Here is a 13228-nt window from a genome sequence, read left to right on the forward strand (position 1 = left end):
TTAGACCGAGAGAACAGAAAAGGCGGCTATAGCCGCCTTTTTCTTTTATCGGCTTAAGGTTGCATGGCTGTGCAAATGGCGTTCAAAAACAGAATAATTGGACTGTTTTTGAGCAATTCAGAATAAAATTTACAAAGGCATTGACAGGCTTTCATAAAAGGCAAACACTGTGCACACGTTTGCAAAAGCGTCGGCGTGGAGGCGCCGTATAGAGGGAGGGAAACAATGCGTACGGCATTTCTGGTTGCGGCGCTGGCCGCGGGCGTATCTTCATTGGCCTTTTCTGCGCAAGCCGCAGGTAATCTCAATCTTATCTGTTCTGCGGATGTGGTTATCTGTGAGCAGATGACGAAGATGTTCGAGAAGGACACGGGCATCAACGTCAATATGGTGCGGCTATCTTCGGGTGAAACCTATGCCAAGGTACGAGCCGAAGCGCGCAATCCAAAGACGGATATATGGTGGGCTGGTACAGGGGATCCGCACCTGCAGGCAGCATCTGAAGGGCTGACGCTCGAATATAAATCGCCGATGCTTGACCAACTGAATGATTGGGCCAAGAAGCAGGCTGAAAGCTCCGGCTTCCGCACGGTTGGCGTTTATGCCGGTGCGCTCGGTTGGGGGTACAACACCGATATCATTGCCAAGAAGAACCTGAAAGAGCCAAAATGCTGGGCCGATCTGCTCGATACGTCCTATAAGGGCGAAATCCAGATGGCCAATCCGAATTCATCTGGCACCGCCTATACCGCGCTGGCAACGCTGGTCCAGATCATGGGTGAAGACAAAGCTTATGATTATCTGAAGAAACTCAACGAAAATGTATCGCAGTACACCAAGTCCGGTTCGGCCCCTGTTAAGTCGGCTGCGCGTGGCGAAACGGGAATAGGCATCGTTTTCATGCACGATGCCGTAGCAATGACGGCTGAAGGTTTCCCGGTTAAGTCGGTCGCGCCGTGTGAAGGCACTGGCTATGAAATCGGTTCGATGTCGATCATCAAAGGCGCCAAGAATCTCGAGAATGCCAAGAAGTGGTACGACTGGGCGCTGACTGCCGAAGTGCAGTCACATATGAAGGATGCAAAATCTTTCCAGTTGCCGTCGAACAAATCAGCCGAGGTTCCAAAGGAATCACCGCGCTTCGAGGACATCAAGCTCATCGATTACGATTTCAAGACCTATGGCGAACCTGCCAAGCGCAAAGAGTTGCTCGAGCGCTGGGATAAGGAAATTGGTGCGCACGCCAACTGATTCTCCAATGGCTTGAAAATCTGGTGCGCGGCGCTCGTCGCGCGACGCACCTGTCTCAAATGACAGAGCGAATTGGCGGCATTCCTGAAAGCTGCAGGAGCCGGAGACTCTAGCCATTCCTTGGAAATCCCCAATCTGGAGGGATGCGGACATCCATGAAACAGCATAATCGCAGACTGGATATTATTCTGGCACTGGCATTCGCGGCATTGGTCTTGTTGCCGTGGTATCGTGTTGAAGATGGCTTTCTGGGTTTCGGCTGGTTGACTGGAATGTTTGGCGATGGCGCAACGGCGCCCGGCCTTTGGCAGATAGTTTTCTTTGATCGCCCCTGGCTAAGCGCTGTCGCTGTATTCATGCTTCTCTGTTTTGGTGCCCGCTTCCTGTCGCCTGGTGAACGTCGGAGCGGCGCTCTGATCTGGACAAGTATCATCGGCGTGGCTTTCCTTTGCCTGCAGGGGCTGGCTATTGGCTTTTCCGGTTGGAACTGGACAATCAGTGAAAACCTGTTCGGTGCGCTTTCTGACGGTCAGCCTGCCTTTGGCGCCGGAGCGATTACGACGGGCCTATGCTTTCTGTTGATTTTCTCATTTGGTCTTGCAGAACGCGGCGTAATGAAGGGGGACGCTTTCGTCGTCTCTTCCATTACCCTGCTTGTCGCATTGGTGGCTGTATTCGTCTTCTATCCTGTTATCAGCATGTTTGCCGGATCGATGCAGGACTTTGATGGCTCCTTCAAACCTGAGGGTTTCATCGGCAACATTCAAGATTCATCGATCTGGAGTGTGGCCTGCGTGATCGGCGAAGGGCGGTGCGGCGTTGCCTGGCGTACATTGTGGTTAGCGCTGATGACGGCAACCGGATCCACAATGCTGGGGCTCGCGTTTGCACTGGTTGCGACCCGCACAGGTTTCCCTTTTAAGAAAGGTCTACGGCTTCTCACCATATTGCCGATCATCACGCCACCCTTCGTTGTTGGTCTGGCGTTGACGCTGCTTTTTGGCCGCGCAGGCGTAGTGACGGAACAGATTTCCAATATATTCGGAGTGGAACCTGGACGGTGGCTTTATGGTCTTACCGGCATATGGATCGCGCAAGTGCTGTCTTTCACGCCGATTTCCTTTCTCGTGCTTATAGGCGTTGTAGAAGGCGTGTCACCGTCGATGGAAGAGGCGTCGCAAACTTTACGGGCTGATCGCTGGCGTACGTTCCGCAGGGTTTCACTACCACTGATGGCGCCGGGCCTTGCCAATGCATTTCTCATCGCTTTTATCGAAAGTATGGCGGATTTCGGCAACCCAATGGTGCTTGGAGGCAGTAATGGCGTGCTTTCGACCGAAATATTTTTTGCTGTAGTGGGTGCGCAAAACGATCCATCACGTGCGGCAGTTCTCGCCATTGTTCTGCTTTGCTTTACGTTGACCGCGTTTCTCATCCAGCGCGTCTGGCTTTCGGGGAGAAACTTCGCGACGGTAACTGGCAAGGGCGATTCCGGCATGCACGCGGGGTTACCACGCGGGCTGAAGATTGGCGTATATGCCCTTGTTATTCCTTGGATGTTTTTCACCGTCGTTGTTTACGCGATGATCCTTATAGGTGGCTTCGTGCGGCAGTGGGGGCTCGACAATACATTGACAGTTGAACACTACGCGCGTGCCTTTTCGATCAATTGGACCGAGGATGGTCTTGCATGGACCGGCGTAGCATGGAATTCGTTCTGGACGACGATGGAAATCTCGCTGATTTCGGCACCACTGACTGCAGCAGTTGGATTGCTGACTGCCTATCTGATCGTTCGCCAGCGTTTCGTCGGACGCAACGTCTTCGAATTTGCCTTGATGTTGAGCTTTGCCATCCCGGGAACGGTCATTGGCGTGAGCTACATTATGGCATTTAATCTGCCACCGCTTGAAATGACCGGTACTGCGCTAATCCTGATCGCATGTTTCATATTTCGCAATATGCCTGTTGGCGTACGGGGCGGGATCGCAGCCATGAGCCAGCTCGACAAGAGTCTCGACGAAGCTTCCTTAACATTGAGAGCGAACAGTTTCCGCACGATCCGGAAAGTCATTCTGCCACTGTTGCGTCCTGCAATCACAGCTGCACTGGTCTATTCCTTCGTGCGCGCCATAACATCCATTAGCGCGGTCATTTTCCTTGTTTCGGCGCAATACAACATGGCGACGTCCTATATCGTTGGCCTCGTTGAAAATGGGGAGTTCGGTGTCGCGATTGCATATTCATCAATGCTGATTGTCGTCATGATCGTGGTCATTACGGGCTTTCAGCTTCTCGTGGGTGAACGCAAGCTCAGGCGCGAGAACCGTGTTGCCGCTGTCAAGCCCATCAAAACTGTTCGTCAGGAGAAAACCGCATGACTGCGATCCGTCCCGGCTCCGTTACATTTGAAAACGTCACTAAGAAATTCGGTAATTTTACCGCCTTGCCCGACCTATCCCTGACCGTCGAGCCGGGAACGCTGGTGACGCTCCTTGGACCCTCCGGTTGCGGCAAAACGACGACATTGCGGCTGCTGGCAGGACTCGAGCATCCTACGTCTGGCCGTATACTGATAGGCGGCAAGGATGTGACCAATCTGCCTGCCAATGAGCGGGACGTATCGATGGTCTTCCAGTCCTATGCGCTCTTTCCGCATATGAGCTCACTCGACAACGTGGCCTACGGCCTGGAATCCTCTGGCTTGAAAAAGGCGGAAGCACGCGAGCGTGCGGAGGAGGGGCTGAAACTCGTCGGTCTCGCAGGAATGGGGCATCGCCTTCCGGCAGAACTGTCGGGTGGCCAGCAGCAGCGTGTTGCGGTGGCTCGCGCTTTGGTGCTCGAGCCACAGGTTTTGCTTCTGGATGAGCCACTTTCAAACCTCGACGCTCGTCTGCGCCGTCGGGTCCGCACCGAAATACGCGACCTACAGCAGCGGCTCGGGTTTACCGCCGTGTATGTCACCCACGATCAGGACGAGGCGCTCGCCGTCTCCGACACGATCATCGTCATGAAAGAGGGGAATATCGCGCAGAAGGGGAGCCCTCGTGATCTCTATGAAACACCGGCCTCAGCCTTTATCGCGGACTTCATGGGCGAGGCGAATGTTGTGCCGTGTGAAGTGATGACGGCGGATGGAGGCGAAGCGGTTATTCGTGTCGGCGGTCTAACCCACCGGATTTCCGCGCGCAACGCCCGACCGGGGCCTGCACAACTTGCGATCCGTCCCAATGCGGTTACGTTGCAGCCAAAGACCGGCGGTAACTTCCCCGGACGTATCGCGCATTCGGCCTATCTCGGCGATCATATCGAGTATGAAATCGAGACCGAACATGGCAAGCTTTTTATTGTCGATCCGGCGGTCGAAGAAGCTCTACCCCCACAAACCGATGTCTCAATTGAGTTCAAAACGCGCGGACTTGCCATTATCAATCAATAGGCGCAGAAACGTCGCGCCTTTCTTTGTCTCTTATCGGAAAATCATCATGACTTCCTACTCCCGCCAGGAACTAGAAGCGCGTCTGGCGCTTGCTGAGAAGATCGCGCGTGAAGCGGGGGCCAAGGCTCTCGACTATTTCAAGCGACGTGAAACGCTGGTCATCGAAACTAAGCGCGATCGGCAGGATGTGGTATCTATTGCTGACCGGGATGTCGAACAGCTTATCCGTGGCCGTGTGTCAGAAATCTTTCCCCAGGATGGCTTTCTGGGTGAGGAATACGGGCTGAATGAAGGTGTTTCAGGTTACACTTGGGTCGTAGATCCTATTGATGGCACCAGTCCTTTCGTCAACGGTATGCCAAACTGGTGTGTTTCCATCGCCGTTCTGAAGGACTGCGAGCCCGTCATCGGCGTGATCCAGGCCCCATGCTTCGACGAGCTCTACGCTTCTGCAAAAGGCTTGGGTGCTACACTTGACGGCAAAAAGCTGGCTCTCGATCCGAGCCGCACGATCCGTAATTCAGTGACGGGTATCGGCGCTAACAACTATGTGACACCGCGGGCGGTGGCGAAAATCGTGGAAGACCTGCTTGAAGCAGGCGGAACCTTCATTCGCAATGGTTCCGGTGCGCTGATGATCGCTTATGTCGCGGCGGGGAGGTTAGTCGGATACTACGAGCCTTACATGCATGCCTGGGATTGCATGGCGGGCTTTTGTCTTGTGCGCGAGGCGGGCGGCTATGCTCACCCTTTCCCGGTCGACGGAGAAAAGCTAACGAAGGGCAATAAGGTTTTCGTGGCTGCGCCCGGTGCAATTGATGATCTCAAGAAGGTTGCCCGTCTATAGTGCAACATGTGGACTGGTTTCGGAGCTGCAGGCGCGACGAGTAAGCGGGGTTCGCTCCGAAGTCAGATAAGGACCAGGCGGGGGCTGGGTCAGGGGTTGTCGCGCTTGAAAATCCAATCGTGGTCGGGATGGTTCTTGAACCGCCATTTACGCAAAGGACCTGCCATCACATTGAGGTAATACATCTCATAGCCGTAGGGTGCGCCACATGGATGGTGGCCTTTGGGTACAAGAACGACGTCTCCGTCGGAGACAGCCATGGTTTCATCAAGGCTTCCGTCTTCGGTGAAAACACGCTGAAAAGCGAAGCCTTGCGCCGGGTTGAGACGATGATAATAGGTCTCTTCCAGATAGGTCATATCTGGAAAATTGTCTTCGTCATGACGATGGGGCGGATAGGAAGACCAGTTTCCCTGCGGTGTGAATACCTCTGTAACAAGAAGGCTGTCGGCAACATCGCGGCCTTCCATAGCGATATTATGGATGAAACGGGTGTTCGCACCTTTTCCGCGTTGTTCAAGTGAAAGGCTTTCCGGCCCAAGCTTCTGTGCCTTGCGGCCTGGCTTGCCCGGCGCGGTGCAAACTGCCAGCACACAATCTGTCGTAGCCGTCGCATGCCACTCACTTTCGGCAGGCACATAGATGCAATGCGGCGGCAGCTTTTCGAACACATTCATCCGTGCGCCTATCTCGCCGAAATCCTCGTCGGAGGCGGAGATATTTGCCTTGCCCTCAACAAGAACGAGGATCACTTCGGTTGATCCTGTCTTTTCGGATACACTCTCGCCGGATTTGAGACGATAAAGTCCGAACCCGACATAGCCCCATTCAGCGCTTTCCGGGGTTATGTCGTGAACCTTGCCATGAGCGCCATTGGGCTTGCGCAACAAATTGGCCATGTCTCAGTCTCCTTTATCGAGTCCTGCTTCGCGTGCGAAAGATTTCAGCGACTTCACACCGAGCGATTGATACGCATATGGATTACGAATATCCGGGTCCTGCTCGGCTTCGATCACCAACCAGCCTTGATAGGCATTGTCGGCGGCAACTTTCAGCACAGGCACGAAGTCAACGCCGCCATCTGTATCACCCGGAACCGTGAAGACGCCGCGACGGACCCCCTCCAGAAACGAAAGGTTCTGGTCGCGTACTTCATTGGCTATCTTCGGGCGAACGTTCTTGGCGTGGATATGCCCGACGCGCCCCATATGGTTTTTCGCAACCCGCTCCGGGTCACCCCCACCAAACAGGCAGTGCCCGGTATCGAGAAGAAGCTTCGTATGTGGTCCGGTATACTGCATCAGAAGGTTTATCTCATCCTCGCTTTGTACCACCGTTCCCATGTGATGATGATAGACGAGAGCTATTCCTTGCTGGGCGGCATATTCAGCGAGTGCTTCTACGCCCGCGCCGAATTCTTCCCAGCGCGCTTCTTCCAGCACCGGACGCTCGGATAGCGGTTTGTCGTTGTCGCCGTGAATGGCGTTCGAGGTTTCGCAAACGATGATGACCTTCGAGCCCATTGCCTTCAGAAAATCGAGCGCTGGCTGCATCGCCTTCTTTTCATCTTCCACCGAATTCACCAGCAGGTTAATCGAATGCCAGCCCGATACATAGCGGAGTTTGCGAGGCTCAAGCACGGCTTTTAGTGCTGCTGGTTCCTGCGGGAATTTGTGACCTTTTTCTATTCCGTCGAAGCCAATTTCGGCAGCTTCATCAAGACATTGATCCAGGGTGATATGCGCGCCAAGGCTGCGATCATCGTCATTCGACCAGGCGATGGGATTGGTGCCGTAGAGGATCATCGGTCAGTTTCTTTCTTTAAGCTTAGCTTCATAATCTTTGCGCGCAGCGCGCACTTGTTCGCGCTCCGAAACTTCCGGCACAGCGACATCCCACCACCATCCACCAGTGTCAGGGGTCGGATAAGGGTCGGTATCGATAATGATGACAGTGGTTCGCGTGTTGTTCCGGGTTTCCGCCAAAGCTTCTTCCAGCTCGCGGATAGAGCCCACTTTCTTCGTATCTGCGCCCATAGCTCCAGCATGGGCAGCGAAGTCGATGTGTGATGGGGTCGCATGGCTTGAGTGGTCAAGCAGGTTGTTAAACTCGGCCCCTCCGGTCGCCATTTGCAGCCGGTTGATGCAACCAAAACCGCGATTGTCGGTGATAATGACCGTAATCTTCTGCCCCATCATGACGGCGGTGGCGAGTTCGGAATTGGCCATCATGTAGGACCCGTCTCCCACCATCACGATGACGTCACGATCCGGTTCGGCCATTTTGATGCCAAGACCGCCGGCGATTTCGTAACCCATGCACGAGAAGCCATATTCCATGTGATAGGACATGGGACGACCGGCTTTCCACAGTTGGTGTAGTTCTCCGGGCATCGTGCCTGCCGCGCACATGACGACGGTGTTCGCTTGTGCCTGACGTTGCACTGCGCCGATCACCTGCATGTCAGTCGGCAAGGCATTACCGTCGCTTGGGGCTGCCGTAAACCGATCCGCCGCCGCGAACCATTTCTCTTTCCACGCGGTTTCCACGGGTTGGCGTCTATAGCCGTCGACCGCTTTCGAGAGCGCTTCAAGACCAATTTTTGCATCGGCAACCAATGGAAGCGAACCGTGCTTGGAGCTGTCATAGGACTGGACGTTCAGTGAGAGAAGTTTGCGCCCAGGGTGTTTGAACAGCGCCCATGAACCGGTCGTGAAGTCCTGAAAGCGCGTGCCAACACCGATCACCAGATCGGCTTCAGCTGCGATAGCATTGGCGCTATCTGCTCCAGTTACCCCAACCGGGCCGAAATTCAGTTGATGATCCCACGGCAGAGCTGACTTACCAGCCTGTGTTTCGATCACCGGAATGCCGTGCGTTTCGGCAAAATTGCGCAAGGCTTCGTGAGCACATGAGTAATGCACTCCACCACCTGCAATGATGACCGGTTTACGCGATGCCCTGATTTCTGCCGCCGCGGCATTTAATTCATTTTCATCGGGTGGTGGCCGACGCCAGTGCCAGACTTTTCGTTCAAAGAACTCTTCCGGCCAGTCGTAGGCCTCGGCTTGTACATCCTGACAGAATGCAAGCGTTACAGGTCCGCAGTCCGCGGGATCGGTCATTGTGCGGAAGGCGCGAGGCAGGGCGGTGAGAAGCTGTTCTGGCCGGGTGATCCTGTCGAAATAGCGGCTGACCGGACGAAAACAGTCATTCACGGTCATGGTTCCGTCGTTGAAGTCTTCGATTTGCTGCAAGACGGGATCAGGTCCTCGATTGGCGAAGACATCGCCGGGAATGAGAAGGACAGGTAGACGGTTTACATGGGCTAGGGCTGCAGCCGTGACCATATTTGTTGCGCCAGGGCCGATGGAGGAGGTGACGGCGCAAGCGCGTTTGCGACCAAGTTGTTTGGTATAAGCGATGGCTGCATGGGCCATAGTCTGTTCATTATGACCCCGCCATGTGGATAGTTCTTCGCGAATGCCATGGAGAGCCTCGCCTAGCCCGGCCACATTCCCATGGCCGAAAATAGCCCAAACCCCTGCGATAAAAGTTTCACCATCCGGCGTCATCTGATTGGCGAGGTAGCGCACTAATGCCTGCGCAGCGGTCAATCTAACGGTTCTCATAGCTCCTCCAGCTTCCTCCCGGCAAACGAATTCAAAATGTACGAAGACTGTCCCATATATTGCAAAGGCCACGGTAGCGCGTAACCATGTCGGCGATTGCTTCTTCGTCGCTAATCGAACCGTTCAACCATTTGCGTGCCGCGTCACCAAAGATTGTGCGCCCCACCGCGAAGCCTTTGACGAGGTCAAACCCGGCAGCAACTGCAAGACTGGCTTCCAGTTCTTCGGCAGGTGCGTCCAGGCCCAAAACAACAATGCCACGTGTGTTTGCGTCATTACGTGTGATAGCGTCACAGGCATTGGCCCAAGCTGCTTTGGTTTTCATTGGCTCGAGCTTCCACCAGTCGGGATAGACTCCGATCTCATAAAACCGCTCGATAACACGCGCTGTCGTATTGTCATCGATTGGTCCTGCTTTGGAAGGGATAATTTCGAGCAGGAATTCCAGTCGGTTACGCCGGGCGGCTGCGAAAAGACGTAAAACAGTTTCTTCCTGTTCTGCCTTGAGCTCAGCTGTATCATCCGGGTGATAAAAGCATAGCAACTTCACGACATTCTCGACAGGCCACTCGACCAGCCCGCCACAGTCTGGTCCGAGTTCCGGTTCCAGTTTGAGGGGGCGCGAACCGGGCCATTCAGTAGGACGCCCGATCCACAAGCCCGTGCCAGCGGCTCGGTAGAGAGCATCACGGCCCAGTCGACTATCACACAGTATTCCGTAACCTTCAGCGCCGTTTGCAACTCGCAAGGCTGCATTCAGGCAGAGCTGTTTGAACTCGCCGATCTTATCCAACGAGGCACCCGCCTCTTCGGCCATTTCTTCTAACTGGATGCGGTGATCAAATGCGAAAATGCGCATATGTGGCCAGTGACCGTTGCGATTGGTGGACCAGTGGACCTGCTCCAAAGCGGAATCCTTGCGTAAAGCCTTGTTGCGAATGCCTGTACGGAAAAAATATTGAAGCTCTTCCCAACTCGGATAAGCTGGTGTGCATCCGTGCCGCGAGACTGCAAAGGCCCCGCAGGCATTGGCGAATTTGAGGCTAGTCGGCCAGTCTTCGTCCTTCAGCCAGCCTCGCAAAAGCCCGGACATGAAACCGTCGCCTGCACCCAGTACGTTGAAGACGTCGATCGGAAACCCTTCGCCAGTCTGTCCCTCTTCCAGACTTCGAGGAATCGGGCCTTCGAAAACCACTGCCCCCATGGGGCCGCGCTTGCAAACCAGTGCGGCGCTCGTCACTGCCCGCACTGTTTTCAGTGCTTGAAGCGTATTTGTCGAGCCGCCTGCGATATGGAACTCTTCCTCTGTTCCGACAATCAGATCAAACAGATGGAGCGTTGATTGCAGCTTGGTAGTAACGGCTGCGGATTCGATAAAACGGTTTTCACCATCGCCGTGGCCGGAAAGCCCCCATAGATTGGGGCGATAGTCTATGTCCAGCACCGTCCGGCTTCCATTTTCACGGGCAAGGCGGAGTGCTTTCAGAACTGCTGCTTCCGTCTTTGGGTGGGACAGATGTGTGCCGGTAGCTAGAACACAGCCCGCCTCGGCTATGAAGGCTGGATCTATGTCATCTTCGCACAAAGCCATGTCGGCACAATTCTCGCGATAGAATATCAGCGGAAAGTGCTGCTGGTCGCGAATGCCGAGAATGACGAGAGCGGTCAGGCGTGCCGGATCGGTAACTATGCCGCGCGTATCTACACCTTCGCGTTCGAGTTCGCGCAGCAGGAAACGCCCCATATGCTCGTCGCCAACACGTGTGATCAGCGCCGATTTGAGGCCCAACCGCGCGGTTCCGGTCGCGATATTGGTGGGCGAACCACCCACATACTTGTTGAAGGAGGCCATGTCTTCCAGAAGACCGCCAACCTGCGCGCCATACAGGTCAACCGAAGATCGGCCAATTGTGATCAAGTCGAGCCGCTTCAATACAATCCTCCTTCGCTATTTCCTTTTTCTGCAACGCTGTGCATGAATCCTGCACGCATAGCAGTTATTCCATTTTCGATTAAAATGGATTTATTATTCCATTTCAACTGAAAAATGGAATATACGCAGGAAGGATCAGTCGCGTTTACGCGCGGTGCCTACGGCGACAGCGAGCGCTATGGCGAGACAAAGTGTTGCGGAGAGTGAACGGAAAGCGCCGAAATCCACCTCGGAAACAAGCAGTATCTGTTTTGCCGATTTGCTCATAGGGCTGACAAATGTGTCGGTGATGCCAACGACGTCGATACCGCGTGCGGCAACTGTTTCGGCCATGGCGACTGTTTCCGGGGAGTAAGGAGAAAACGTGATCGCCAAAAGCACGTCGCCTTCGCGAATGGCATGCAGATTCTCCAGTTTGCCGACCGCACTGTGCAGCATGGCGGGCACTTGCATTTTCTCTAGCGCGTAGGCCAGATAGCTCGCGACAGGAAAAGCACGACGAATACCGACGATGTGGATCGTTTGCGCCCCAGCCAGAAGATGGACGGCCCTTTCCAGTGCTTCTGGGTCTATGCTTTTAAGCAAGCTTTCAAGGGATGTGCGCCCTGCTTCGACAAACTCGGCAAGAAGGGCAGGTGCGCTGCCCGTTGCGGTCTCGCGCAAGTGCTGTAATCTGGTTGAATAGTCAGGCCAGCCTCCCGCATAGGAATCTCGAAAAAGCTTCTGCATTTCCGAAAAGCCGGAGAAACCCATGATCTGGCAGAAGCGCATGAAGGCGGAACTCTGTACTCCTGCTCCTTCAGCCATCTCAGCCACGGTTGACACGGCAATGCGATCCTGATTGGCAGCAACGAAATCAGCACATTGTTTGAGTCTCTTCGGCAAGCGATCGGAAACCTCTAGCAGCTTCGCTTCGAATTCCTTGATATTCGTCGGAACGCTGATTGATGAGGGGGAAGGGGAATCCATTGTCGGCCTTTCATATGGTCTCTTGACAATCTTTATGTCACATTCTAGCAAAATGGAATAAATATTCTACATTGTATCTTCGATGACTGAGGATGGCCGTTTCCTGGGAGGATAAGGCAATGGTGACACGTTTAGCACTGCTCGGCGCGGGCCGTATTGGTAAGGTTCATGCAGGCGCAATCGCTGCAGACAAGCGTGCCAAACTGGTCGCAATCGCAGACGCATATGAGGCTGCGGCGAAAGCAATTGCCGATTCTGCAGATGCGGAAGTTCGGACCATCGACGAAATCGAAAGGTCAGACGATATAGATGCTGTGTTGATATGCACGCCGACCAATACTCACGCCGATCTTATCGAACGGTTTTCGAAGGCCGGCAAGGCTGTTTTTTGCGAGAAGCCCATTGATCTCGATATTGCACGCGTTCGAGCTTGTCTCGCCGTCATTCGGGAAACTGGCGCGAAAGTGATGCTGGGCTTCAACCGCCGTTTTGATCCACATTTTGCTGCAGTGCACAAAGCCATCGAAGATGGGCGCATTGGCAATGTTGAGATGGTAACGATCACAAGCCGCGACCCCGGTGCGCCACCTGCAGAATATATCAGGGTATCCGGCGGCATTTTCCGCGACATGACGATCCATGATTTTGACATGGCTCGTTTCCTCCTCGGCGAGGAGATTGAGAGCGTATCAGCTTCGGGGTCGGTGCTTGTCGATCCGAAGATCGGAGAACTCGGCGATTACGATAGTGCGAGCGTCATCCTGACAACTCCATCGGGTCGCCAGTGCATCATTTCCAATTCGCGGCGCGCTTCCTATGGTTACGATCAGCGTATCGAGGTCCATGGATCCCTCGGCGCTGTTTCGGCAGAAAACCAACGCCCAGTCTCGATAGAAATCGCTTCAAGCGATGGTTATAACCGTCCGCCGCTGCACGATTTTTTCATGACGCGCTATACCGCCGCTTATGCAGCTGAAATCGCATCGTTCATTGATGCGCTGGCTACCGGCAAAGCCCCGCATCCTTCGGCAGAAGACGGATTACAAGCTCTGGCTCTTGCTGAAGCGGCACTCCGGTCGGCAAGGGAGGGGCGCACTGTCAAAGTTGCGGAAGTTCTCGGATAAGGTGGTAATTTTGTTTGCCTTTTTCCGCAATCG

At 54.4% G+C, this 13228-nt stretch carries 10 protein-coding genes; 5 read left to right on the forward strand and 5 right to left on the reverse strand.

Annotated elements, in window-relative coordinates:
* The first annotated feature begins 225 nt into the window (after positions 1 to 225).
* From FJQ48_RS04545 to FJQ48_RS04560, 4 genes are all read left to right on the forward strand, one after another.
* Positions 226 to 1251 (forward strand): ABC transporter substrate-binding protein, encoded by a 1026-nt coding sequence (locus FJQ48_RS04545; RefSeq protein WP_139974016.1) that lies wholly within the window; start codon positions 226 to 228, stop codon positions 1249 to 1251.
* Positions 1252 to 1406: 155 nt separating this feature from the next.
* Positions 1407 to 3632, forward strand: coding sequence for an iron ABC transporter permease (locus tag FJQ48_RS04550; protein ID WP_139974017.1), 2226 nt, complete (start codon positions 1407 to 1409; stop codon positions 3630 to 3632).
* Positions 3629 to 4690, forward strand: a complete 1062-nt coding sequence (locus FJQ48_RS04555) for an ABC transporter ATP-binding protein (RefSeq protein WP_139974018.1) — start codon at positions 3629 to 3631, stop codon at positions 4688 to 4690. The genes FJQ48_RS04550 and FJQ48_RS04555 overlap by 4 nt, the downstream gene beginning before the upstream one ends.
* Before the next feature lie 46 nt (positions 4691 to 4736).
* Positions 4737 to 5537, forward strand: coding sequence for an inositol monophosphatase family protein (locus FJQ48_RS04560; protein ID WP_139974019.1), 801 nt, complete (start codon positions 4737 to 4739; stop codon positions 5535 to 5537).
* Positions 5538 to 5626: 89 nt separating this feature from the next.
* Here the strand turns inward: FJQ48_RS04560 and iolB are convergent, their stop codons facing one another.
* The 5 genes from iolB to FJQ48_RS04585 form a co-directional block, all read right to left on the reverse strand.
* Positions 5627 to 6436, reverse strand: a complete 810-nt coding sequence (iolB, locus tag FJQ48_RS04565) for a 5-deoxy-glucuronate isomerase (protein ID WP_139974020.1) — start codon at positions 6434 to 6436, stop codon at positions 5627 to 5629.
* Positions 6437 to 6439: 3 nt separating this feature from the next.
* Positions 6440 to 7342 carry a myo-inosose-2 dehydratase gene (iolE, locus tag FJQ48_RS04570; protein ID WP_139974021.1) on the reverse strand — a complete coding sequence of 301 codons (903 nt, stop codon included), beginning with the start codon at positions 7340 to 7342 and terminating at the stop codon, positions 6440 to 6442.
* 3 nt (positions 7343 to 7345) lie between these two features.
* On the reverse strand, positions 7346 to 9169 hold the full coding sequence (iolD, locus tag FJQ48_RS04575; RefSeq protein ID WP_139974022.1) for a 3D-(3,5/4)-trihydroxycyclohexane-1,2-dione acylhydrolase (decyclizing): 1824 nt from the start codon (positions 9167 to 9169) through the stop codon (positions 7346 to 7348).
* Positions 9170 to 9200: 31 nt separating this feature from the next.
* The gene (iolC, locus tag FJQ48_RS04580) at positions 9201 to 11102 is read right to left on the reverse strand and encodes a 5-dehydro-2-deoxygluconokinase (RefSeq protein WP_139974023.1); all 1902 of its coding nucleotides are present in this window, start codon (positions 11100 to 11102) and stop codon (positions 9201 to 9203) included.
* A gap of 135 nt (positions 11103 to 11237) precedes the next feature.
* Positions 11238 to 12071 (reverse strand): MurR/RpiR family transcriptional regulator, encoded by an 834-nt coding sequence (locus FJQ48_RS04585; protein WP_139974024.1) that lies wholly within the window; start codon positions 12069 to 12071, stop codon positions 11238 to 11240.
* Between the two features lie 119 nt (positions 12072 to 12190).
* Here FJQ48_RS04585 and iolG point away from each other — a divergent pair, with 119 nt between their 5' ends.
* Positions 12191 to 13195 carry an inositol 2-dehydrogenase gene (gene iolG, locus FJQ48_RS04590; protein WP_139974025.1) on the forward strand — a complete coding sequence of 335 codons (1005 nt, stop codon included), beginning with the start codon at positions 12191 to 12193 and terminating at the stop codon, positions 13193 to 13195.
* The last annotated feature ends 33 nt before the right edge of the window (positions 13196 to 13228 follow it).

It is taken from the genome of Ochrobactrum sp. CGA5 (genome assembly GCF_006345815.1).
Taxonomy (GTDB): domain Bacteria; phylum Pseudomonadota; class Alphaproteobacteria; order Rhizobiales; family Rhizobiaceae; genus Brucella.